The sequence below is a fragment of the Streptomyces deserti genome, from assembly GCF_054782695.1.
Genome location: NZ_BAAGRZ010000046.1, coordinates 1 through 23,341 on the forward strand (window position 1 = coordinate 1; position 23,341 = coordinate 23,341).

Annotated in this window: 20 protein-coding genes and 3 pseudogenes; 9 read left to right on the forward strand and 14 right to left on the reverse strand. The window is 69.8% G+C overall.

The window, feature by feature from the left end; all coding sequences use genetic code 11:
* From ACYVMZ_RS36955 to ACYVMZ_RS36965, 3 genes and pseudogenes are all read left to right on the forward strand, one after another.
* Positions 1–87 (forward strand): annotated as a pseudogene (locus ACYVMZ_RS36955) (IS5/IS1182 family transposase); the annotation flags it as partial.
* Positions 88–463: 376 nt separating this feature from the next.
* Positions 464–895, forward strand: a complete 432-nt coding sequence (locus ACYVMZ_RS36960; RefSeq protein ID WP_461087302.1) for an effector-associated constant component EACC1 — start codon at positions 464–466, stop codon at positions 893–895.
* Positions 892–2,829: a caspase, EACC1-associated type gene (locus ACYVMZ_RS36965; RefSeq protein ID WP_461087304.1), complete on the forward strand. Its 1,938-nt coding sequence runs from the start codon at positions 892–894 to the stop codon at positions 2,827–2,829. Before ACYVMZ_RS36960 ends, ACYVMZ_RS36965 begins: the two co-directional genes overlap by 4 nt.
* A gap of 401 nt (positions 2,830–3,230) precedes the next feature.
* On the opposite strand, the gene ACYVMZ_RS36970 is transcribed toward ACYVMZ_RS36965, so the two are convergent.
* Together ACYVMZ_RS36970 and ACYVMZ_RS36975 are read right to left on the reverse strand one after the other, a co-directional pair.
* Positions 3,231–4,349: a hypothetical protein gene (locus ACYVMZ_RS36970; RefSeq protein WP_461087306.1), complete on the reverse strand. Its 1,119-nt coding sequence runs from the start codon at positions 4,347–4,349 to the stop codon at positions 3,231–3,233.
* The gene (locus tag ACYVMZ_RS36975) at positions 4,300–4,578 is read right to left on the reverse strand and encodes a hypothetical protein (protein ID WP_461087308.1); all 279 of its coding nucleotides are present in this window, start codon (positions 4,576–4,578) and stop codon (positions 4,300–4,302) included. The genes ACYVMZ_RS36970 and ACYVMZ_RS36975 overlap by 50 nt, the downstream gene beginning before the upstream one ends.
* A 149-nt stretch (positions 4,579–4,727) precedes the next feature.
* On the opposite strand from ACYVMZ_RS36975, the gene ACYVMZ_RS36980 reads away from it, so the two are divergent.
* From ACYVMZ_RS36980 to ACYVMZ_RS36990, 3 genes are all read left to right on the forward strand, one after another.
* The gene (locus tag ACYVMZ_RS36980) at positions 4,728–5,042 is read left to right on the forward strand and encodes a hypothetical protein (RefSeq protein ID WP_461087309.1); all 315 of its coding nucleotides are present in this window, start codon (positions 4,728–4,730) and stop codon (positions 5,040–5,042) included.
* A 174-nt stretch (positions 5,043–5,216) separates the two neighbouring features.
* Entirely contained in the window at positions 5,217–5,987 is a 771-nt protein-coding gene (locus ACYVMZ_RS36985; RefSeq protein WP_461087311.1) for an MBL fold metallo-hydrolase, read from the forward strand.
* A 193-nt stretch (positions 5,988–6,180) separates the two neighbouring features.
* Positions 6,181–6,702, forward strand: coding sequence for a hypothetical protein (locus tag ACYVMZ_RS36990; protein WP_461087313.1), 522 nt, complete (start codon positions 6,181–6,183; stop codon positions 6,700–6,702).
* 473 nt (positions 6,703–7,175) lie between these two features.
* Here the strand turns inward: ACYVMZ_RS36990 and ACYVMZ_RS36995 are convergent, their stop codons facing one another.
* From ACYVMZ_RS36995 to ACYVMZ_RS37005, 3 genes are all read right to left on the reverse strand, one after another.
* A complete protein-coding gene (locus ACYVMZ_RS36995; RefSeq protein ID WP_461087315.1) occupies positions 7,176–8,141 on the reverse strand; it encodes a glycoside hydrolase family 6 protein in 966 nt (321 codons plus the stop codon).
* 295 nt (positions 8,142–8,436) lie between these two features.
* Complete coding sequence (locus tag ACYVMZ_RS37000) at positions 8,437–10,458, reverse strand: non-reducing end alpha-L-arabinofuranosidase family hydrolase (protein WP_461087317.1); 2,022 nt, start codon at positions 10,456–10,458, stop codon at positions 8,437–8,439.
* A 46-nt stretch (positions 10,459–10,504) separates the two neighbouring features.
* Positions 10,505–12,127: a glycoside hydrolase family 43 protein gene (locus tag ACYVMZ_RS37005; protein WP_461087320.1), complete on the reverse strand. Its 1,623-nt coding sequence runs from the start codon at positions 12,125–12,127 to the stop codon at positions 10,505–10,507.
* A 541-nt stretch (positions 12,128–12,668) separates the two neighbouring features.
* On the opposite strand from ACYVMZ_RS37005, the gene ACYVMZ_RS37010 reads away from it, so the two are divergent.
* Together ACYVMZ_RS37010 and ACYVMZ_RS37015 are read left to right on the forward strand one after the other, a co-directional pair.
* The gene (locus tag ACYVMZ_RS37010; protein WP_461087322.1) at positions 12,669–14,315 is read left to right on the forward strand and encodes a glycoside hydrolase family 27 protein; all 1,647 of its coding nucleotides are present in this window, start codon (positions 12,669–12,671) and stop codon (positions 14,313–14,315) included.
* 50 nt (positions 14,316–14,365) lie between these two features.
* Positions 14,366–15,669, forward strand: a pseudogene (locus tag ACYVMZ_RS37015) (CE1 family esterase).
* Between the two features lie 496 nt (positions 15,670–16,165).
* Here the strand turns inward: ACYVMZ_RS37015 and ACYVMZ_RS37020 are convergent.
* The 7 genes from ACYVMZ_RS37020 to ACYVMZ_RS37050 form a co-directional block, all read right to left on the reverse strand.
* Positions 16,166–17,074, reverse strand: a complete 909-nt coding sequence (locus tag ACYVMZ_RS37020) for an SDR family oxidoreductase (RefSeq protein WP_461087324.1) — start codon at positions 17,072–17,074, stop codon at positions 16,166–16,168.
* 532 nt (positions 17,075–17,606) lie between these two features.
* Positions 17,607–18,086, reverse strand: a complete 480-nt coding sequence (locus ACYVMZ_RS37025) for a MarR family winged helix-turn-helix transcriptional regulator (RefSeq protein ID WP_461087326.1) — start codon at positions 18,084–18,086, stop codon at positions 17,607–17,609.
* 11 nt (positions 18,087–18,097) lie between these two features.
* Positions 18,098–19,159, reverse strand: a complete 1,062-nt coding sequence (locus ACYVMZ_RS37030) for an alkene reductase (protein WP_461087328.1) — start codon at positions 19,157–19,159, stop codon at positions 18,098–18,100.
* Positions 19,160–19,237: 78 nt separating this feature from the next.
* The gene (locus ACYVMZ_RS37035) at positions 19,238–20,143 is read right to left on the reverse strand and encodes an NADP-dependent oxidoreductase (protein ID WP_461087330.1); all 906 of its coding nucleotides are present in this window, start codon (positions 20,141–20,143) and stop codon (positions 19,238–19,240) included.
* A 330-nt stretch (positions 20,144–20,473) separates the two neighbouring features.
* Positions 20,474–20,644: a hypothetical protein gene (locus ACYVMZ_RS37040; protein ID WP_461087332.1), complete on the reverse strand. Its 171-nt coding sequence runs from the start codon at positions 20,642–20,644 to the stop codon at positions 20,474–20,476.
* A gap of 125 nt (positions 20,645–20,769) precedes the next feature.
* A complete protein-coding gene (locus tag ACYVMZ_RS37045) occupies positions 20,770–20,904 on the reverse strand; it encodes a hypothetical protein (RefSeq protein ID WP_461087334.1) in 135 nt (44 codons plus the stop codon).
* A 333-nt stretch (positions 20,905–21,237) separates the two neighbouring features.
* Positions 21,238–21,624, reverse strand: coding sequence for an STAS domain-containing protein (locus ACYVMZ_RS37050; protein WP_461087336.1), 387 nt, complete (start codon positions 21,622–21,624; stop codon positions 21,238–21,240).
* A gap of 159 nt (positions 21,625–21,783) precedes the next feature.
* Here ACYVMZ_RS37050 and ACYVMZ_RS37055 point away from each other — a divergent pair.
* A pseudogene (locus tag ACYVMZ_RS37055) lies at positions 21,784–22,262 on the forward strand (ATP-binding protein).
* A gap of 444 nt (positions 22,263–22,706) precedes the next feature.
* Here the strand turns inward: ACYVMZ_RS37055 and ACYVMZ_RS37060 are convergent.
* Together ACYVMZ_RS37060 and ACYVMZ_RS37065 are read right to left on the reverse strand one after the other, a co-directional pair.
* Complete coding sequence (locus ACYVMZ_RS37060; RefSeq protein WP_461087338.1) at positions 22,707–22,985, reverse strand: hypothetical protein; 279 nt, start codon at positions 22,983–22,985, stop codon at positions 22,707–22,709.
* 89 nt (positions 22,986–23,074) lie between these two features.
* A complete protein-coding gene (locus ACYVMZ_RS37065) occupies positions 23,075–23,341 on the reverse strand; it encodes a DUF4235 domain-containing protein (protein ID WP_461087340.1) in 267 nt (88 codons plus the stop codon).

Sequence of the window (23,341 nt, forward strand, 5' to 3'; positions counted from 1 at the left end):
CGCTGGGAAACACGGGACGACATGCACGACGCGTTCCTCCAGCTCGCCCATTGCATGACCCTCGCCCGCAAGATCCCGGCTTTCTGAAAGGACCCCTCAGCGCCGGAACCTGCTGGATCCGCACCCAAGATCGGACCTTGTCGTTGGGGCCCGAACGGGAATGCTGGGGCATCGGCTACGGCTACTCGGGCAAAAAACGGCCACAACGAGCCCGACAACGGCACCTTCCTGCGCGGCGGCGTGCTGACGAACTCCAGCGGAGCGGTAGCCGACGCACTACCCGACGCACCACCGAAGTCACCAGAACCCACCGCCCGCCCGGCGCGCGCCGGGCGGGCGTGTGCGATGCGGTAGCGCCCCGGCAACCGTATGCTGGTTGGTGGGTCAACCACCCGGCATCTGCCGGGGGTTGACACCGGAACGATCCATTTCGGCCCGACCCAGCAGGGGGCGAAGGAAGGGCATGGACGTCAGACTTCGGCTGCCCGACGACCCGGACGGCGGCGAACTCAAGCAGCTGTACGACTGGTTGCTCAGAGACCACGACCTGCGCCACGACACCGACATCTCACTGTGCGAGTGCGACACAGAAGCGGAGACCGACGGCACGAGCATGGGCGACGCCCTCGGCATCGTCCAGCTCGTGGTCGACTCCGCCCTCCAACTGGCCCTCCTCGGCGTCGCGATCGTCGAGTGGCGCCGGGCCCAGCGGCCCCGGTCATCCGTGGTCGTGGAGCACGACGGCATCCGTGTGACGCTGCCGCCCGAAGCCACCCCCGAGCAGGTGCAGAGGATCATCGACACCCTCCGGGACACGGACCCGCCCCCTGAGGACCCGGAGGACTCCCCGCCCGGCGCGAACGATCCCCCGGGCCCGGAAGGCGACGCCCGGTGACGGAGACCGAACGTCCGGTGGCCCAGCCGCTGCCCGACCCCGGCACCTCCACGGCCGTGCTCGTCGGCGTCAGCGCGTACCGGCACATGCCGCCGCTGCCGACGGTGGCGAACAACCTCTCCCGGCTCAAGGAGGCGCTGGCCGACCGGAGGATATGGGGCCTGCCGAAAAACCGGTGCGTCACGGTCGCCGACCCGAAGACGTCGGACGACCTGATCGACCCGGTGATCGAGGCGGCCAAGCTGGCGAAAGACACGCTGATCGTCTACTACGCCGGGCACGGGTTCGTCGACCGGCACGGCGCGCTCCACCTCACGCTCGTCGGGTCCAGGCCGACCAAGCGGCACACGGCGGTGCCGTACGAGTGGCTGCGCGAGGCGCTGCTGGAGAACACCAAGGCCCGGCGCCGGGTCGTCGTCCTGGACTGCTGCTACAGCGGACGCGCCATCGACGACATGTCCGGCCCGGCGATGCCGCTGTCGGCGGCGGCCGGCGTGCGCGGCAGCTACGTGCTGACCTCCTCCGCGGAGAACGTCAAGGCGCTGGCTCCCCGGGACGAGGAGTGCACGGCGTTCACGGGGGAGCTCGTGACCGTCCTCAGGGACGGCGTTCCGGCGGAGAACGGCCAGGCGAAGGAGCCGTACCTGACGCTCGACATGATCTACGAGCAGGTGCGCGACTCCCTGCGGGACAAGCGCCGACCCGTTCCCCAGGTGCAGGACCGGGGCCCTATCGGCCGGCTCCCCTTCGTGCACAACGTGGCCGTGCGCACAGCACAGAATCCGCCGCCCCGGCGCAGGAAGGGCTGCACGGCCGTAGTCGCCGTCGGCGTCGCGCTGGCGGCGGTGGCCGGGACGTCCCCGCTGTGGTGGCCCGAGGGCGACGACGCCGTGTCGGACGTCTGCTCCCCGCGGGCGTCGCTCCTCGGCTTCTCCGACCACCTCGACAAGTCGACGTTCGGGGGCAAAGGCGTCTACGGCCTCTCCTCCCTGGCCCTCACCGGCCCTTCCACCGCGCTGTCCCTGGCCGACAACTCCCCACCGGTGCTGTACTCCCTCTCGCTGGGCGAGCCGGGGCAGTCGCCGGCGCCCCGGATCACGGCGATGACACGGCTGCTGCGCGGCAACGGCGACGACTACGGCGCCGAGGGCTTCGACGGGGAGGCCATCGCCCTGGAGAAGGGCGGGAAAACGGCGCTGGTGGCCTCGGAGCACGCCCCGTCGGTCACCCGCTTCGACCTCGGGACCGGCCGACCGCTGGACGAACTGAAGGTGCCGGACATGTTCCGGCCCCCTCCGGACGGCACCGCGACGACCAACGAGATCTTCGAGTCACTGGCGCTGTCCCCGGACGGCCGGCACCTGTACGTCGGCCCGGAGGCCCCCCTCGGCCGCGACGGCTCGTACCGGGGACGCCACCGCATCCGCATCCTCCGCTACACCGGCACACCGGGCGGCCGTTACGTCCCCGACCGCCAGATCGCCTACGAGACGGGCTCGGGCATGCGGCTCGCGGAGCTCACGCCGGTCGGCGACGGCGAACGCTTCCTGGCGCTGGAGCGCGGCTTCACCGACGGCCAGGGCAACACCGTACGCATCTACGAGGTGTCCCTGGCCGGCCTCCCGGACGTCGCCTCGACCAAGTCCCTGGCGGGACTGCCGGCCACCGCCTTCGTCCGCAAACGGGAACTCGTCGACCTCGGCAACTGCCCCTCCTCCGGCGCCAGGGCGAAGCAGCCCCAGGTCAACCCGCTCCTCGACAACGCCGAGGGCATGACCCTCGGCCCACCCCTGACGAGCGGCAAGCACAAGGGCCGCCGGCCGCTGTACCTGGTCACCGACGACAACGACGACGACGCCCAGATCACCCGCTTCTACACCCTCGCGATCGAGCTGACGCACGGCAGTGAGGACGCCCCCTTGACTACGGATTAGCCGTGTCAGAACCTCCGCGCCGTGAGCCGGCACCGACAGGCGAGGGTGACGGTCCTGCGGCGGTTGCCTGGCGGTCGTCTCGCGGACGCCGTGACGGCTCGTGGTGCGAGTTCTTCCCGCGCTCGGAGGGCACGCCCGAGGAGCCGCAGGCGGTCCAACCCACTCCGCGGTTCGGCTCCCGTCGTTGTCGGTGCAAGGGCGTGCGCCGCTCTTGAATTGCCGCTCACCGCGCTGTTGTTCTGCTCTCGCCCTTTCCCCCTGGTCGCCGCCAGGGTGGCCGCCACGCAGGCCGCCGAGGGCAGAGACGGTCTTACGACGGGGCGCCCGCTCCGCTGAGGCGCCGTAGACGCCTTCGAAAGCAAGGACGGCGCCCATGGCGGGAGCCTGGCCACGTTACGCGATCAGAGGCGGTGCACCGGAGTCGTGTCGTCGACCCAGTGCCAATTGACCGGCTGCCACTGCTTTTTCAGAGCGGTGCGCTCTTTGGCGTAGGAGCGCAGCGTGTCCTCCACCACCTGGCCGAGGTCGCCGAGGGAAGCGGGGCACGGGATGCGGAGCATCAGGTGCTGCGTGCGGTGGACGAGGATCAGCTCGCCCGCGGGGGTGCAGTCCATGAGCGTGAAGTGCTTGAGCAGCTTGTACCGCGTGTCTTCCAGGTCCAGTCGTTGGGCTCGCACTCCCGTGGCCGTCCAGGCGAACAGCCCGTACCGGTTGAGGTGGTAGATCCGCTCGCGTACGGGATCGGCGGCGATCTCGAAGCAGAAGCCGGTGAAGGGGCTGTCGCGGTACAGGTGCATGCCGCCGAGCTGGCCGACGATCTCTCCCTTGTCGCTGACCAGGACGAAGGCGAACCGCTGGCCGCGGCTGCCGCCCCGGTGGATGTGCCCGTAGACGGGGATGATGAACAGGTCCTCCCGCACCACCGCCGGCCGGCCGAGCCGGGCGTCATGCCAGTCCCACTGCCGCGCGGTCTGCTCGAGTGTGGTGAGGTGCTCGGTCAGCGAGGGCCGAGGACGGTGGTCCATGCCGACCGGCTTGCCCTGGAACAGGACGTCCGGCCTCAGGTCGGCCTCGGTGTGCTTGACCGGTTCTGCCTCCATGGATGCCAGGGCCCGCAGTGTCGGTTTCGATGCGGGGGTGAGGGGCTGGTCGGTGACCGACACGATGTTGTCGAGCAGGTTGGCGTAGTTGTAGACCCCGTACTCGCCCGTCGTGCACAGCAGGCGACCGGCCGGGGTCGTGCTGATCCAGCTGGCGAACGGGGCGCGCGGGCCGTCGTCGTAGCTTCTGAGAGGCATGCCGTGGTGCGCTGTCACCGCAGTGAGGTCCGCGGTGATCAGATGGGTGTGGTCTCCGGGACCGGTTGCGGCGAGTGTCCCGTCGGGCAGGACGCACAGTCCCTTGGCCCACCACAGGTCCTTGCCCAGCCCTGTCGTGGGACCGCCGAGAGTCGTGTCCTGGCGCAGGTACTCACTCTGCCCGGAGACCGCGGTGGCGAGCACGGTGCCGTCGGGGGGCATACCGGGTCAACACCGAGTAGCCGAAGTCCGCCTTCGCCGGGTCGGCTTCGTCGTCCGCAACGCCGTAGGTGTGACGGTGGACGCTGTAGAGGGCATAGATCTCGCCGGAGGGCGCGGTGGCGACGTCGTCGACCTTCACGCCCCAGCCATCGGTGTACTTGCGTTCCAGATCGACCGCATGGTGATCGACGAGAGCGGATGGCAGCGGCACGGGTATGGCGTGAGTCATCACACCATTCTCATGGGCCCCACTGACACCACCCGTCCGGCTGGGGTGCGCATCGGCCTGCCACCCATGGCCGTTGGGAGGCCGGACAGGACGCACGCAACGCGTCGTGCGCCTTGTCCCCACACCCCCGGCCGGAGGGGAGCAGGGCCGTGGAGCGACGAAGCGTACGTGCGGCGGGAGTTACCCTGCCGGCAGCGTCCCTCGTACGGCCGGAGGCAGGGTGGGCCGCCCCAGCGCTGCGCCTGTCAGCCGACGACGTCGCCGCGAGCCGCCAACTGTTCGCGGCGGGCTCCTACGCTCAGCTCACCCGGACGCTGCCGCTGCTCCTGGACGCCGCCTCGCACAGCGCCCAGCAGCGCCCCGCCGACCACGAACCCGAAGAACCGCGGCCCCGCGGTGGCGACGAGTCCCGTCTCGGCGGCGGCCACCAACTCGTCGACCACCGTGAGCGGTTCGGCGGGTGAGCGGTTCAGAGGGCGGGAGAGTATGGGGGAGTGTGGGTCCCGAGCCAGCGGGGCTCTCCTACGAGGCGGAGGAACAGACACGGCGGACACGTGTGGTGGTGTCGTCCGCGTGGGGTACGCCTCGCGGTCGAGAAATAGTCAGTACCTGTGGATCAAGAGTTCTAGACTTCGCGGATGACCAGCGAGCTTCTCCGTCTTACGGTTCTGGGTTCTGCTACCCCATACCCGAGTGTGGACAACCCTTGTTCCGGCTACCTGGTGTCCGGCGGGGGCACCCGGCTGTGGGTGGATGCGGGCAGCGGGACGCTGGCTCAGCTGCAACGACACGTCCGGCTGGACGAGTTGGACGCGATCTGGATCTCGCATCTGCACGCCGATCACAGCGCAGACCTCCTCACCGCCTACTACGGCGCGCTCTACGCCGACATCCAGCTCGCGGCTCCGATCCCCCTGTACGGCCCGCCGGGCATCGCCGACCGGCTGGCCCACTTCCTCACCAACACCGACACCCGCAGCCCGATCGAATCCGCCTTCGCCGTCGAGGAACTGCACGACGGACATCAGGTGCGGGTCGGCGCGCTCACGCTGACCAGCCGAGCGGTGGCGCACGGCATCCCCGCTTTCGCCCTGCGCGTCGAGGCCACGGGCCGGTCGCTGGTGTACTCCGGGGACACGGCCCCCTGCCCTGGCCTGACTGGTCTGGCCAAGGGGTGCGATGTGCTGCTGTGCGAGGCCGAGAGCGCCCAGGCCCCGAGTGCGGGGGAACAGGTCCACCACACACCGGAGGACACCGGTGACACCGCCCGTGCGGCCCAGGCGGGACGGTTGATCGTCACGCACGTCGGGCGTTTCCTCACCCCGCAGCAGGCAGCAGCGCGTGCCTCGACGCGGTTCGACGGTCCCATCGACTACGCCGCACCCGGTGCCACCTTCCTGGTCGGCTGAGCCGCCACGACCTCGGGGCGTTCGACGAGGTGACCGTTTTCAGGGTGCCAGGCACGGCGGCGGCAAGTTCAGCCGACGCATGGTGAATGCCAAAAGACCAGACGAGGCCACCGTGAATGATCCAGCCCGTACAGGCACAGCCCTGGTGCACGCTGAGTACCACCTCTTCCAGATCTCGGACCCGCAAGGGCCTGTGGCCGACGACCTGGACGCAAGCCGCACCGGCCTGGTGTCCGCCGATGGCGGAGCCATCGAGGTGACCACCGGGATCCACACCGGCGACGTCCAAGTCACGGTCGAGCCGTACTCCCACCGGCCCGACCCTGCCCAAGGCTGGGAAGAGATCGCTGAGATCTCATGCCACTCCCCTTCCGGGGAAGTGCTGGTGACGTCCTTCATGGACGATCCCGCGGATCTGCCCTCGCTGGCGTCCCAAGGCCCGGGCTCCTACCGGCTGCGCGTCCACGCGCGGGGCAGGGACAGGGCCGTCGACCACACGACAGTGGACGAAGTTGTGGAGTCGTATCTGATCCAGAGCTGGCCCGCCGCTCACAAGGACGCTCTCCTGGTGAAGGCGACAGACGCCTACGGTGCCCAGGTGCGGGCTCGACAGGCCGACGACACGATCGTCATCGACCACGAGGATTCACTCGATACCCAGACCGGCCGGGAACGCGACATCCTGCGCCGGGCCCAACGCGGCGACTATTCCTGACCCGCGATCATGCACGCCTTCGTGGGGGCGGCTGTGCTGCCCCAACCGAAGAACGTCTGCTACCGGCCACACTTCACCTATCGCTCCTCTGCCCGGCCGCACGCACTGGTGTGTGGTGCAGGTGGTGTGAGGGGCCGACCGCCGGAGAGCGTTGCCACTCGCTGGCCAGCCGGGACGGCTTCTCCCCGGAACGGCACCCGGGAAGCAGGTTCGGCTCTTGCTCCCCCCTGGCCGCTGAAGAAGGCCTCGGTCTCGCGGTCGGCCAGGAGGTGACCGAGGCTCAGCTGCGCTCCCTGTTCGGGGAAGGCCGGCACCCATCGCTGTTGAACCACTTCACGGTGGCCTCCTGAAGCAGGAGGTAACGGTGTCCGACATCACCATCTGCGTGTCCCGAAGCCGTTGGGCCGGGGTGTGGTGGACGGCGCCGTGGCCCGGTCGTGGGGGCAGGGCGTACCAGGCCACGGAGGCCGGGATCAGTAGCCGTAGATCATCTTGTAGGCGACCTCGGGGAGGAACTGCCCGGCCGAGGAGCCGCCTCCGACGCCGCAGTTGCCGTCGGACTCGCCCGGAACCTTGATCCACAAGAGCATCTCGGCGCCTCCGCCCAGCCGGGTGGGGGTGCCGATGCGGCGGCCTGAGGGGTTGCACCACTGGCCGTTGGAGCCGTTGCCATTGCGGCTGGTGTCCACGACGAACGGCTTGGTGTAGCCGTAGCGGGCGCTCAGTTCACTGTTGACGGCGTTGCCGTAGGCGGTGTTCTCGGCGGTGGTGATGTAGTTGGAGACGTTGAGCGAGAAACCGTGGGCCTGTCGGAGGCCGGCTTCGTGGAGTCGCCGGGCCATGGTCGCCGGGTTGGCCCAGCCCGGGTTGCCGGCGTCGAGGTACACCCAGGTGTTGGGGGCTTGGCGGTTGAACTCGGCGAGGGCGCCGGTGAGCATGCCCTCGCGTTCGTCGATCTGGGCCTGGGTCATGCAGCCGTAGTCCCCGAGGGAGTCCGGTTCGAGGATGACGACGGCCGGGCGGTTGGCGATCCCGCCGGCGAACTGGGCGATCCAGCTCCTGTAGGCGGACGGCGAGGCGGCGCCGCCCGCGGAGTGCCCGCCGCAGTAGTCGCGGTTGTAGATGTTGTAGGCGACGAGGATGGGTAATTTGTCGACGTGGTCCGCCGCTCCCACGTACGCTCCCGTGGCGGTGCCGATGGTGCCGCTCCAGGAGCCGAACCAGCGGGCCATCGGGGTGTTGGCGATGGAGGCGTTGATGGCGGCGGCTCGGCCGTCGCCGGGGTTGGCGGCGACCCACCTCTTCGCGCTGGAGTCGGGGTCCACGTAGAACCCACTGGTCATGGTGGTCGGGTCGGCGGCGTGGGCGGACGGTGCGACGGCGAGCGCCAGCGGCAGAGCCAAGAGCGCTGCGGCCGAGGCGCGGAGTCTGCGGCGCATGACTGAACCTCGATTTCCTGGCAGGGGTGCGTCGCACGCTCTGTCCCGAGCGTGCGACCTGAGCGAGAGGACGTTGCGACCTGATCTTGGGAGCGCTCCCACTGGAAGCGATCCCAACAGCACTGGAAAGCCGTTGGGGGTGTGTTCGGATGGTGTTGCGAGGTAGTTGAGTTTTCAAGGGCCGAGGTGCAACGTGCTTCGTACGGCGAGAACACGCCTCGATGGCCTCGAAAGTGGAAGCGGCGCACCGGACCATGTGGGCGTGGGCCCCGCACGAGCGGCGGGGCCCACGCTGTCAGCAGGTGGAGTTGGTCTGGGTGAGCAAGCCCAGCCGCCAGGGGAGGAGGTTGTAGTCGCCGCCCGCGCTGGGGTTCATGCCTTGGTAGAGGTACTGAAGCCGGCAGGCGGGGATGGTCAGTGTCTGGTCGTAGCCGGCTCGGATCATCTCGCCGTGGCTGATGTCCCTGGTCCAGGCTCCCGAGGGGAAGGTGACGTTGTTCGACCTGGCGAAGGGGTTGCTCTCGGACGCGGCCAGCGGCGTCCAGGAGCCGGCCAGGCTGCCTGAGGTCCAGGAGCGGAAGTAGCGTCGGCCGTCCGATCCGATGGCCTCGACCAGGAGCAGATACTGGTTGGAGCCCTGCACCTTGTACACGTTGCTCGCTTCGAACAGGGCGTACCTGTTGGAGTCCTGGGCCGCGATGACGGTGTTGGTGAAGCCGTTGGGGAACTGGCCGACGGTCGTCTGGGAGCGGTACAGGTGTCCGTTGTCGTCGGAGGAGAACAGGTAGCAGTTGGCGCTGTCGCAGATCACCCACATGTCGACCCAGTGGCCGTTGCCGATGTTCTGCCTGATGATGTCCGGCATCGACGAGTAGAAGTTGCGCGGTGCGCTCCACCCGTTGGGGTTGCTGATGTCGGGGTTGGTGGAGTACGAGGCGTTGCCGGTCTGGTAGACGAGGTACCACAGGCGTTGCGGCGCGTAGTAGAAGACCTGCGGCGCGGCCCGGTAGCCCTTCCCGATAGCGCTGCGGTCGAGGTAGTGGTGCGTGGCCGAGCCGGCCTGCGACCAGTCACTGAAGTTCAGGTACACCAGGTTGTACCCGGAGGAGCTCGCGGTACTGGCGAACACGTGGTACTTGCCGTTGTAGTGGACGACCGTCGGGTCCTTGATCCCGGCGATGTTGTGGGTGGCGTCCGACTTCGGTGAGATCAGCGGTCCGCTGGAGCTCCAGGAGAAGCGGGAGGGCAGCGCGGCGGCGGACCGGGCCGAACGGGTGTCAGCCTGCTGCGTCGCGGCCGAGCCGCCCATCGCCGACAGCGTTGCCTGGTAGGCCGGTTTCTTGTTGCCGTTGCGGTCGAACAGCAGGGGGTTCTCCCCACTGCGCCAGGAGTCGCTGTCGCGGATGCCCCACACGGTGATGCCGGTGCAGCGCGCCACGTTCATACAGGCCCGCACCGTGTTGGCGTACGCATTCGGCGGCGCCTGCGCGATGTCGAGTTCGGTGATCTGGACCTCCACCCCGAGGGCGGCGAAGCTCGACAGCGTCGTCTGGAAGCTGGCGGGCGGGCCGCCGGCTGAGAAGTGGGCCTGGAGGCCGACGCAGTCGATGGGCACGCCGCGCGCCTTGAAGTCGCGCACCATGCGGTAGACACCCTGGGTCTTCGCGGCGTTCCAGTCCTCGATGTTGTAGTCGTTGTAGCAGAGCTTGGCCGCCGGGTCGGCCGACCGAGCCGTGCGGAACGCCTGCTCGATGAAGCCGTTGCCCAGCACGTCCCGGAAGACCGAGCTGCGCAGTTGGCCGCTGCCGCCGTCGGCGAAGGCCTCGTTGACCACGTCCCAGGAGTGGATCCGGCCCTTGTAGCGGCTCGCCACGGTGGTGATGTGGTTGTTCATCACGCTGCGCAGTGTGTTCGCGTCCCTGATGGAACTGACCCAGCCGGGAAGTTGGGAGTGCCACACCAGCGTGTGGCCGCGCACGCGCTGACCTCGGGCCGCCGCGCGGTTGACGATCTGGTCGGCGGCGCCGAAGGTGAACTGTCCGCGGGACCGCTCGGTCGCGTCCCACTTCATCTCGTTCTCGGGTGTGACCGAGTTGAACTCGCGGTCCAGGATGGTGGTGTACGTGCCGTCGCCGAGCCTGCCGGCAGCCACGGCGGTTCCGAAGTACCGTCCGGACTGGGCCGCTTGGGCGCCGAGCGTGCTGGCCTGGACGCCGTCGGGTGCGCCGGTCGCGGTTCCGGGCGTGATCAGCGCGGCCGTGGCCAGCAGGCCTAAGACGGAGGCTCGGCGACGGCTGAGCCGTTTCAGCGGGTTCATGGTTCTCCTCGGGTGGGGGGTTGGGTGGTGCGATCCATGCCGTCGTTCAGGGCGTGGACAGGTCGAACCGCGTGACGCGGACCGCGCCGCCGAGCGCCTGCGTGGCGTGGTTGAAGAGGGCGAATCGGTAGCCCATGAAGAACCGCCAGTCGTTGCCCATGGAGAAGGCGGGCCCGAGGCGGGTGAAGGCGGTGCCGTCGGTGCTGTAGGAAAAGGTGCCGGGCCGGGACGCTCCGGGACGGATGTCCGCGCTCGCGCGCAGCCGGATGCGGCCTCCGGAGACCGGGGCGCTCGCGACCTCGGTGCCGGTGCCGGTGGTGTTCCAGTTGCCGTCCATGGTCAGCCCGTTGACCATCACCACCCGCGTCGCGCCGCCCTCGCGTGTGACCCCGATCCAGGCGGAGGAGTCACGCAGCAGCGCGAGCCCGGCCCGGTCGCCGTCCCGCATCGCCGAGAAGTCGAGATCGACCGTGGCCGTGGAGGTGGGGCCCTGGATGCGGTGGGTGAGCGTGTTGCGGGCCCAGTACAGGTCGTTGGTGACGGTCGCGGTCCGCAGGGTCAGTCCGTTGCCGACCGACCACTTGGTGGTGTCCGGGTTGTGGTTCCACTCCCACCTCGGTTTGAGGGTCGTGCCGTCGAAGGTGTCGACGCCGGTCATGGGGGTGACCTGGCGGGGCGGAGTGGGCACGGCCGGGCTGGGATACGAGGTGCCCCACGCGCCGTTGACGAGCTGCACGACGGGCCAGCCGTCCGAGGTCCAGGTGACGGGTGCCAGGGCGGGCATCCGGCCGCCGGGGTACGCGTCGACGAACGCCATGTAGTACCAGGCGCCGCTCTGCGTCTGCACCAGCCCACCCTGGTGCGGGACGCCACCGCCGGGGATCGGCCCGCGCAGGTCGAGGAGCACCTGCCGCATCGTGTACGGACCGAAGGGGCCGCTCGACGACTTCAGGATGTACTGCCCGTTCGCGGGGCGGGTCAGGAAGATGTAGTACTGCCCGTTGATCTTGTAGAAGCGTGCCCCCTCCAGCGTGCCGACACTCGATGGCGTGCTGAACACCTGTTGCGTGCGGACCTGGGTGAGGCCGTCGCGCGAGAGCTGGGCCACGCTGATGGTGGTGTTTCCGTACGCCACGTACAGGGTGTCGTCGCTGTCGACGAGCAGCCCCGCGTCGTAGTACGGCGTGCTGATCGTCGTGAGCCTGCTCCATGGTCCCTCGACCGCGGTGGCGGTGTAGATGTACGTCCTGGCGAAGTCGATCTGGCCGAGCCAGTAGAAGGTCCTGTTGCTCGGCCGGTGGGCCAGCGACGACGCCCAGATGCCCCGGACGTAGCCACGGCCACCGTTCAGGTCGTACTTGGCGCCGAAGTCGAGGGTCGGCACCGAATGTCCGGCGATCTCCCAGTTCACCAGGTCGTACGAACGCAGGACGGGTGCGCCCGGCGAGTAGTGCATCGTCGAGGCCGAGGCGTAGTAGGTGCCGCCGACGCGGATGACGTCGATGTCCGCGAAGTCCTGCCAGATCACCGGGTTCATGTACTCCGCGGCGGTCGCGAGGGCCGGCCCCTGGGCGGGGGCCGAGGCGGCGGCGCGGGAGGATCCGGTCAGGGGCAAGAAGGCGCCGGCGGCCAGGCCGGTGGCGGCCGCCAGTACGCGGCGACGGGGCATGTTCTGATGAGGGCATGACAGATCCATGGTGGCGTTCTCCTTGTGCGGCCCGGCCGTTGCGGTGGTGCACGTCGACGCCGCCGGCCTCGCGGATGCGGAGTTCTTGTTGTCGGCGTGCGTTGCGCGGGAGTGCCCTGCTTCGATCGTGGTGCTGACTGACCCGACCGATCCTAGAGTTCGAGATGTCGAACGCAGATCGGCTTGTCGAGCTTCCAGGATGATAGGAGGTGGGTGAACCGCGTCAATACCCCTCGCATTATTCGTGAGACTCATCGAAACATTCGGAACCCGGCGGTGTTCGTGCTGCTGGAAGTCGGTTGCCTGGATGCCGCAGATCGGTGCGGTCTTGTTCAGTCATCGGGGGCGGGTGTTGGAGTGTGGTAGTCGGAGGGTGTTGACATGTTCGGACGCCTCTCTAGTATCCGTGGCGGCCCCGACTTTCCGAATGATGTTCGAAATTGCGCACCCCGTGCAGTGTCATGAACCTGACATGCGCGCGGGGAGCTCCCATCCATGGAGCCCTTCCGGTAAAGGAGCCCCGGTGCCCAGACGATCAGGCAGGCGACTGCTCCACCTCCTCGCAACCGCCGCGCTGACGGTCACCGCGACCGTCACGGCCTCCGCTCACTCCACCGCCTCGGCCGCGCCGGGCAGCCCGGCGCTGACCCCACCGTTGGGGTGGAACAGCTGGAACAGCTTCGGGTGCGGGATCACCGAGGCTCAGGTTCGCCAGGCCGCCGACGCGATGGTGTCCTCGGGCATGCGGGACGCCGGCTACCGGTACGTGGTGGTCGACGACTGCTGGTTCGACCCGCAGCGCGACGCGGCGGGCAACCTGCGGGCCAATCCGGCCAAGTTCCCCAGCGGAATGAAGGCGCTCGGGGACTACATCCACAGCAAAGGCCTGAAGTTCGGCATCTACCAGGCACCGGGGGAGCGCACCTGCGCGCAGGCCGTGGGCAGCTACCCGGGCTCCACGGGCAGCAAGGGACACGAGGCGCAGGACGCCGCCACGTTCGCCTCCTGGGGCGTCGACTACCTCAAGTACGACTGGTGTTCCCCCAGCGGCACCCGCGACGAGCAGGTCGCGCGGTTCACGCTGATGCGCGACGCCCTGCGCGCCACCGGACGGCCGATCGTCTACAGCATCAACCCCAACAGCCTGCACGCCCCCACGGGTGCCACGTACAACTGGGGCGAGGTCGCCGACCTGTGGCGGACGACCGAGGACCTGCTCGACATCTGGCAGAACGGCAACACCAACAGCTATCCGATGGGCGTCGGCAACGTCCTGGACGTCACCGCCCCGCTGGCGGCGCAGTCGGGCCCGGGGCACTGGAACGACCCCGACATGCTGGTCGTGGGCCGTCCCGGCCTGTCACTGACCGAGTCCCGTTCCCACTTCGCGCTGTGGGCGCTGCTGGGTGCCCCGCTCATGGCCGGCAACGACATCCGCACCATGTCCGCCGACGTGAGCGCGATCCTGCGCAACCCGCGTCTGCTGGCGGTGAACCAGGACCCGCTGGGAGCGGGCGGGCGCAGGGTACGCGACGACGGCAGCACCGAGGTGTTCGCCAAGACCCTGTCCGACGGCTCGGTCGCGGTGGGCCTGTTCAACCGGGGAGGCGGTACGGCGACGGTCACCACCACGGCCGCGCAAGTCGGCCTGTCCGGGGGGCCGTTCACCCTCACGGACCTGTGGACCGGCGGCACGTCGAGCACGTCCGGGCAGATCTCGGCGAGCGTCCCCGCGCACGGCGTGGCCGTGTTCCGGGTGAGCGGGGGCAGCCCGCTGGCCGCCACCACCTCGCGATGGCGCGGCAGCGCGTCCGGCCGCTGCCTGGACGTGGACAACGCCTCCACCGCTGCCGGGGCGACGGTATTGATCTGGGACTGCCACACGGCCGCCAACCAGCTGTGGACCACGTGGGCCGGCGGTGAGATCCGCGTCTTCGGCGACAAGTGCCTGGACGCCTCCAACCAGGGCACCACCAACGGCACCCGTGTCATCACGTGGCCCTGCAACGGCCAGAACAACCAGAAGTGGAACCTCGGCTCCGACGGGTCGATCCGCAACGTCCACGCCGGGCTGTGCCTCGACGCCGACCGGGCCGGCACCGCCAACGGAACGCCGCTGGTCCTGTGGACCTGTAACGGCCAGGCCAACCAGACGTGGACCCGCGCGTGACACCCCGCTCCGGCCGGCCAAGGCGATGTTCCAACAGAAAAAGGGGAGGCATGACGAAAAGCTCGAAATTCCACTTACGGCCCTCTGTGTTCGCGGTGCTGCTCGTCCTGACCCTGAGTGGCACGGCGCTGGGCAGTGACCACCGCGCGAACACGCCGCTCACGGTCTCCGGCACGGCTGCCGCAACCGTCGGCACCTCTGCCGTGAGCCCCGGATGCGGCAAGGCCCCCACTCTGACGAGCGGTACGCACACGATCCGGAGCAGCGGAAAGAACCGGAGCTTCATCCTGCGGATCCCGGACGGCTACGACCGCAACCGTGCCCACCGGCTGGTCTTCGGGTTCCACTGGCTGGGCGGCACCTCCACCGACGTCGCCACGGGCCGCACCGTGGAAACGGGCACCTGGGCCTACTACGGGCTCCAGCGACTGGCCGGCAACAGCACCGTCTTCGTCGCACCCCAAGGCCTCAACAACGGCTGGGCAAACGCCGGTGGGGAGGACGTCACCTTCGTCGACGACATGATCAGGCGGATCGAGGCGGATCTGTGCGTCGACACGGCACAGCGTTTCGCCCTGGGATTCAGCTACGGCGGCGCCATGTCCTACGCGCTCGCATGCTCCCGGGCGACAGTCTTCCGCGCGGTCGCGGTCCTGGGCGGCGGACAGCTCAGCGGATGCGGCGGCGGCACTCAGCCCATCGCCTACCTGGGGGTGCACGGCCTCAGGGACAGCGTGCTCGGCATCTCCGGCGGACGGGCGATGCGGACAGGTTCGTCAGGAACAACGGCTGCACCCCGCAGAACCCGCCCGAGCCGGCGCAGGGCAGCCTGACGCACCGAGTCACCACCTACTCGGGGTGCTCGGCCGGGTATCCGGTCGCCTGGGCCGCGTTCGACGAAGGACACATCGCCGCCCCGCAGGACGGGGCCGCCGGTGAAAGCGGCTCCCGCAGCTGGGTGCCGGGAGAGGTGTGGAAGTTCTTCACGCAGTTCCAGACCTCCAACCCGCCACCGGGGACCGCCGGCTGCCAAGTCACCGACACCGTCAACGCCTGGAACAGCGGCCTGACCTCGAACATCACCCTCACCAACACTGGCACCACCGCGAGCCACGGCTGGTCCTTGGAGTTCACCCTGCCCGGCGGGCAGACCATCACCTCCGGCTGGAACGCGCAGTACTCGCCCGCCTCCGGCCGGGTGACGGCAAGGAACATCTCCCACAACGCCACCATCGCACCCGGCGCGTCCGTGGACATCGGCTTCCAGGCCGACCACACAGGGAACACCGCGCCGCCGAGCTCCTACACCCTCAACGGCGCCCCCTGTGCCGTCACAGGGAGTGCACCGAACTGACAGGTGGGCCTGCCGAGCGTGGCAGCGATGCCCGTGGCCGCCGTGAGTCCCGGCGACCACGGGCGGGCAGCGCCTCGTGCGGCGGGCACATCCGTCGAGCGCCTCGGTGTGCGTTCTTGTCGCCGTCCGCGGCGAGGGCCTTCGCCGTGGAGGGCCGTCGTGACGCCGGGCGGCGCGGGGGAGTTTGGCGCCAGTAGCCGTCGGCGAACTACATCGGGTGGTTTCCTCCACTGGTAGGGCCGCCACTGCGGGGACGAAAGTGCGGGCGCCGCGCAGGACGAGCAGGGGCGGCAAGGTCCCGTTCCGGATCCGGCTGCGCCATGACCGCGCGCTCATCCTGATGACGCTGCCCGTCATCGTGCTGCTGTTCTCTGGGGGAGCGACTGTGGCGCGTGGCCAGCCGAGAGGGCTTCACGCAGCTCAGCGCGGTTCCGTTGACAGGTCCTGCACTCATCGTTTGGCCCTCGCCGGGCGGCGGGACCGGGATGCGGGCCCCTCACCGGTGCTGCGCCGTGCCCAGCCCGTCGGTGTAGCGGCCGAGGGCGTCCTCGGCCGTGGGGACGGGGCCGAACAGCTGCTGCTGGCGGCGGGGGTCGGCGACGTAGCGGCCGCTGTCGAACCAGCTGAACATCGCGGCCATGTCCTTGACCAGGGGCATGAAGCGGCCGGCGACGGCTCCTGCGGCGCGGGCGACGGCGGAAGGGACGGCCCACACCTTGATTTTCTTTCCGGCCCGGTCGCCCATCAGGTCGGCCACCTCGCGCATGCTGACCGGACGGTCCCAGCCGATGTCGATGCGCTCACCGTCGTGGGCCTCGGCGTCGACGGCGGCCGCCAGGTACGTCGCGAGATCGGAGGTATGGACGAAGGTCAGCGGGACGGTGGTCTTGCCGATCCACATCAGGCGGCCCTTGTCGATCGGGTCGCCCGCCGCGCTCGCGATCTGGTCGAGGAACGCCCCCGGGCGCAGTGCGACGAACGGGACGCCGAGCTGTTCGAGCTTGTCCTCGGCGACTTTCTTGTGCCAGAAGTGCGGGACATGGGGCGTCTGGTCGCTGGTGAGGATGCTGGTCAGGACGAACCTCCGGATGCCGGTGCGGTGGGCGGCCTCGGCGAGGTTGGCGTTGCCGACGGTGTCGATGTCGTGCGCATTCTTGCCGCCGCGGGTGTAGCCGGCAGCGGTGGTGATGACGGCATCGGCGCCGTTCATGGCGGCGACGAGCGAGTCGAGGTCGAGCATGTCGCCGCGGGCGATCTCGACACCCCGGCTTTCGAGCCTGCTCGCGTCGGTGGTCGGCCGGACCAGGGCGCGGACGTTCTTACCGCGCTTGAGCAGTTCGTCGACGACCTTGCCCCCGAGGGACCCGGTCGCGCCGACGACGAGGACGGGGAGGGTGGTGGTCATGGGCGTCTCACTTTCCATCAGGTCAGTAGTGGGGGATTAGGTGGGCGGGGCAGTGGTGGCCGCGGACGTGGGCGCCGTCGGCCCGGGTCGCTCAGGGCGGGCCTGTGGCGGGCGGATCCGCGGCGCGGGTCACCGCCGGCCTGCAGGAGCTTGCCGAGGTCGAAGGCGACCCGGACGCGGCTGATGCGTCCGTCCTCGATGTGCGGCCGGCCGGCGACGGGGAAGGCTCGCTGACCCCGCGGGGGGTGCTTTCCCCCGGATGAGTTCCGTCCTGCTTCCACCGGGACAGCTCGCGCTTGCCCCTGACGCTGAGGCCCCGCTCACCCCCGTTCTCCCTGACGTACGGGGGTGAGCGGGGGTGCCGCCACATCCGCCGGCCCGGCTCACCGGGCTTCTTCCGACAGTCGGGCAGCCTGGCTCCGTTCAGCACGGGCCTTCGTGAGCCGAGTGCGCTGCAGCACTGTCCACTTCGCAAGGAACGCCGGAAACGCTTCGCACTCCAGGCCGGAACCGGGGTGCAAGCCGAGGGGAGTTACTCGGACTCTTCCCGCGGAAGAGCGCGGCTGTTGATCGCGTCGGCGATGGCGTAGGCGGTGCGGACGAAGGACTCTGCCTGCTGCGCCGACAGGTCCCGCGCGGAGGTCTCCTCCAGGGCCCGCCACATGGCGGCCAGGGGCTCGCGCATGGCACGGCCCTTGTCGGTGAGGTGGACGACCATGACACGCCGGTCGTGTTCGGCCGGCTCGCGGATGAGCAGGCCGGCGTCCTGCATGCGGCGCAGGGACTTGGAGACGGTGGAGTGGTCCAGGCCCACGCTTTCGAGCAGCTCGGACTGGGTCTGGCCGTCCCGGTCCAGGAGTTGCATCAGCAGCAGTTCCTGTCCGGGATGCAGGTCCATCTCGCGGAGCATGGCGGCGGCGCGGGCCCGGTGAGCGCGGGCGAGCTGGAAGATCGCGTAGCTCATCGGCCCCTCGCTGGCCGTGCTGGGGATGCGGGGTGTGGGGGCGGGCATGATGCGGTTCCTCAGACGGTGTAGGTGGGGTAGTCGGTGTAGCCGGCAACTCCGCCGCCGTAGAAGGTCGCCGGGTCGGGGGTGTTCAGCGGCGCGTCAGAGCGTAGCCGCTCGACCAGGTCCGGGTTGGCGAGCGCGAGGGCGCCGACGGAGACGAGGTCGGCCGTGCCGTTGTCGATGTCCTTGGCGCGGGTGGGCAGGTCGGTGCCGGCCCGGTTGAGGATCAGCGTGGTCGGCCACAGCGCGCGCAGGGTGCCCAGCAGCTCCTCGTCGCCCGCGTGGAGGATGTGGAGGTAGGCGAGGCCGAGCGGGCTGAGGGCGCGCACGAGCGCCGGATACAGCGCGGCGGTGTCGGACTCGGCGATGTCGTTGTAGGGGTTGCCGGGGGAGATGCGCAGGCCGGTGCGGTCGGCGCCGATCTCGTCGGCCACGGCAGTGGCCACCTCGACGGCGAAGCGGATGCGGTTGTCGAGGGAGCCGCCGTAGCGGTCGGTGCGCTGGTTGGTGTTGTCGGACAGGAACTGGTGCACCAGGTAGCCGTTGGCGGCGTGGATCTCCACGCCGTCGGCGCCTGCCGCGACGGCAGCCGCTGCGGCGCGGCGGAAGTCGTCGACGGTCGCCGCGACCTCCTGCGTCGACAGAGCACGGGGTGTCGGCATCTCCTGGGGCCCGGACGCGGTGAACATCGTGCCCTGCGGCCGGATCGCCGAAGGGGCGACCGGCTGTCGCCCGTGGGGGGTGTTGTCGGGGTGGGCGATGCGTCCGGTGTGCATCAGCTGGATGACGATCCGGCCGTCGGCCGCGTGCACGGCGTCGGTGACCTTGCGCCACCCGGCGATCTGCTCCTCATTGTGGATGCCGGGGGTGAGGAGGTAGCCCTGGCCGTCGGCGGAGGGCTGGGTTCCCTCGGTGATGATGAGCGCGTGCGAGGCCCTCTGGGCGTAGTACTCGGCGTTCAGCTCGGTCGGTACGCCTTCGGGTGTGGAGCGGTCACGGGTCATGGGGGCCATGACCAGGCGGTGCGGCAGGGAGATGCCACCGACGGTGGTCGGTGTCCACAGGGAATTCAGCATGAATGGTCCTTCGGTGCGGTGATCAACACAGGTGGTCATCGGGAAAGCGGGGGCGTGGCGGAAGAGAGGCGGGCGTGATCAGTCGAGGGTGAGGACGAGCTTGCCCCGGACATGCCCGGCGTCGCTGACCTGCTGGGCCGTGGCGGCCTGGGCGAGCGGGTAGGCGGTGACGGTGGTGACGACCTTGCCGGTCACGGCATCCTGCGCCAGGGCGGCCAGGTGGGCGGCCGAGCGTTCCTGGGGACCGTTGGCGAAGGTGATGCCGAGCTGGTGCGCGCGGAAGTCGGCGATGGTGACGATGCGCTCGGTGCCGCCCCGCAGGGCGATCGAGTCCTCAAGGGCTCCCTTCCCGGCCAGGTCGAACACCGCGTCCACGCCGTCAGGGGCGAGCGCCAGGACCCGCTCGACCAGGCCCTCGCCGTAAACGGTCGCGGTGGCGCCGAGCGAGGCGAGGTACTCCTGGTTGGCGGGGCCGGCGGTGCCGATGACACGCGCCCCGCGGGCCGTGGCGAGCTGGACCGCCAGGGTTCCGACCGCTCCGGCCGCGCCGTGCATCAGCACGGTCTCCCCGGCGGTGACGCCGAGCAGGTTCAGGACCCGCTCGGCCGTCTCGCCCGCCACCGGCAGCGCGACCGCGTGGCTCCAGTCGAGGCCGGCGGGCTTGGGGGCCACGGTGGTGGCCAGCGCGTACTCGGCGTACGAGCCGGTGTCCGACCAGCCCAGCACCTCGTCACCCACCTGCACGTCCCGCACGCCCTCACCCAGGGCGTCCACCACGCCGGCGAGCTCGCCACCGGGGACGGAGGGGAACGACGTCGGGAACAGGGCCTCCAGCGCCCCGGAGCGGATCTTGCCGTCCAGCGCGTTCAGCCCGGCCGCCTTGACACGCACGCGGATCTGCCCGGGGCCGGGCTGCGGGACCTCGATGTCCGCCTCGCGCAGCACTTCCGTGCCTCCGAAGCGGTCGAACAGGATGGCTTTCATGACGACTCCTCTCGTGCCACCACCCACTTAGGTGGCTGGACACATAATCAACGTAACAGCAAACAGGTGGCTAGCCAAGTAATTGCTGCCGCTCGCGCTGCGCACGATCGGTCGCGGCCGCGTCGGTCTCCTAGGGACAGCGGTCGAAGCGGGAGGCGCCCGCTGGAGCGCGCCTTGCGCGGCCAAGGGCTACCTCGACCGGAAGCTGGACGACCGGGCCGGCCAGACCCCAGCGGTCCGCGGCTCCCTTCTGGTCCAGGGCCCGGGTCAGCTCGCGGTTGGCCGCCCGGGCAGCCTCCAGTTCGGCCTCGCGCTCCTCCAAAGACCCGGTCAGATCGACTGTTTGCTGTTCCAGGCGCGAGATCGTCCGCTGGAGTTCCGGGAAGTGTGGTCCATCCGCGCCGTGCGGGCGATGACCGAGACGGTCAGCGGCGTTCGGTCGCGCACGGCGGCCGCGATGGCGTCTTGGACGCCTGCGTCGTCGCCGGTCGGTGCCGGCATACGACCGTGGTTCTTCGAGGAGGTCGGGGTCCTTGTGGGGCGGACGTCGGGAAGGGGCTGGCGGACGCGGGGCATGCCGAGCATGACGGTGCGGCTGCGGCGGACGAGGGTGACAGCCTGCTCGATCAGGCGGGGTCCTCGGGGGCGAGGTCGTCGAGGTCGGTCTGGACGCGTTCGATGAGCCGGCGGACGCGCCGGATCTCTTCCTCGGAGGGCATGGCCTGGGCCCGTGCCCATTCGTCCGCGTCGAGGGCGGACAATGTCGCTGCGCCCCCACGCCGCAGGCACCCCCCCGGTCCTGGCGCTGTACGCACAGGCCTTCCCTTTCGCCATGTGTTGCCGGGCGTTGCGCGTCGGCGCCGCCGCGCTGGGCCGCCGATGGTGGGCGGTCGGGGTCGGAAGTCGTCCGGGGGCCCGGGCATGCTCATCGACGGAGAGGCTGCTCGCGTCGCATCGCGTCGGGCCAGCCGCTGGCGGGACACGTACAGCGCTGTGTCCAGCTGGCGGGTGCAGGTGGCACCAGTGTGTATGACGCGTCCTCGAGCTGGCGCGCCTCGGCGCCCGCCGCACCCGGGAGATCGGAGCGGTCCTCGTCAGGGGGTGAGTGCCTCACGCAGGGTGGGGCGGCAGTCGATGAGGGCATCGACTCCGACGAGCTGCAGTATGCGCATCACGGAGCCGGTGGGGCCGGCCAGGCGTAGCCAGCCGCCTGCTGCGGTGACGGCCTGGTGGGCGGCGATGAGGATGTTGATGCCGCTGGAGTCCATGAAGGTGACCTGCCGCAGGTCGATCACGATGCGGGGCCGGGCGGTGTCGGAGACGTCCAGGGCCGTGCTGAGCTGCTCTCCGGTGTGGTGGTCGATCTCTCCGGCCAGGGTCAGCACGCGGATGCCGTCGGTGGTGGTGGACACGACCGACAGCCCGGCTGGCCGGGGTGTCTGCTCGGCTCGTTCGGTATCCGCCATGTGTCCCTCTGCCATGTCGGTGATACTGGCACATCAAGACGCTCGCCCGAAGTGCTGCCCCTGCACACTACGGGTCATGCCCTTGGGCCGGGGAGCCGGCAGAGGGACGCCGGGCCTGTACCGGGCAGACGCGGGTATGCGCGGGGTGTGAACGGGGGAGTGGAGGCGGTCGGCGTGGAATCGGTGCCCGTGGGTGAGGGCGGCACGGCGCCGCAGGCGCAGACCTTCGAGACGACCGCGGCCCTGGACGGGGACGACACGTGCATTGCCCACGCCCGCCACGTGGCTGCGGACTTCCTCACTCGCGTGCAGGCCGAGCACGGGCTGCCGGTCTCGCAGCGCGCCATGGACGTTACGCAGTTGGTGGTCAGCGAGCTGGTCACCAACGCCCGCAAGTACGCGCCGGGCCCGGTGCTGATGGACCTGCGCATCGTCGGCAACTGGTCGAGGTGGTGGTGTGGGACTCCGACCCGGCGCTGCCGGTGGCGAGGGCGGCAGACGCTGGGCGGGTGGGGCAGCACGGCCTGGAGATCGTCATGGCCGTCGCCCAGGGCTTCGGAGCGCAGCGCGAGCCGGTCGGTAAACGCATCACCGCCCGCATCGCCCTCATGGACGACCCGGGCGGTGCGCCCGCTGGGCGCCGGCCCCTGTAGGCGGCCCGGCTGGCGGCCGGGGGTGCTGAAGGAGTTGAGGGTGACCACGCTGAAACCGCGTGGTGACGATCTTCGGGTCGGGTATGTGATCGAGCCGGGTGATCCCAGGGCCAGGACCGCCCAGAACCCGTCCCATTTCGGCTCGCCCGCCCAGCCCGGCCGCAGATCAGGCCTGGGTAGGGGAGTGCTCAGCGTCGGTTCCGGCAGCGTCCACGCCACACCGGATCCCTTCCACCAGGCACGCCGATGCTGTCCTGCCTGCTACGACCTGCCGTCGGTCAGCTGGCTGGCGGTGTTCTCGATCCACAGCAGCGTCCACTCGACTCCGGCCTGTCATCCGGGCTCCGCTGGCGCGCCGGCCTTCCGCACTGGCTCGGATGTTGGCGGGGGCGCACGTCCTACTGCTTTCCCCGCTGGGCCGTGTCCATGGCCTGACGCATCTCGTCAGTCATGCCGGTCGATGTGGGCCTGGAGTTGCTGCCAGCAGCGGTGTACATGTTCCTCGGCGTCCTGCACGGCTGAGCATGCGGCCTCGTCCGGTGCGGGTGGTGGGGTCGTGTCGGTTGCAGGGTCGGGTGCGGTTGCGGTGCGGCGCCACGGGGGGCGGGCGGCGCTGGCGCCATGGCGGTGCCGTGACTGGTGGGTGGCGGCCCACCGGGTGGCGAGGATGATGCCGATGGCTGCCGCGGCGGTCAGGGCGGGTATGGCGTGAGAAGCGGACACGGCCGTGCGACCTTTCCACGCGGGGAAGACCTACGAGCAGGGGTGCCGGTATCCACGTCACAGCGGCACCCCCCATTTCGCATCTGAAGTCAGCCGGGCCAGGTGCCGGTCATGCGCCGTGTTGCGGCGGCACCGGCTCGGTCGACGGCGGCCTTGACCCCGGCGAAGATCGCGCCCTGCAGGGTGGCGGCGAGCAGCCCCTCTGTCCAGGCGCGCTCCTCGTCGGTGGCGTCCGGTGCGTCCTCGTCGTGGCCGAGCATCTTCCACGCCTGCTTGAACAGGCCACCGGCGAGCATGCCGCTGACGGCTCCCAGGGCGAGACCGACCGGCTTGTAGGCGATCTTCGAAGGTTTCAT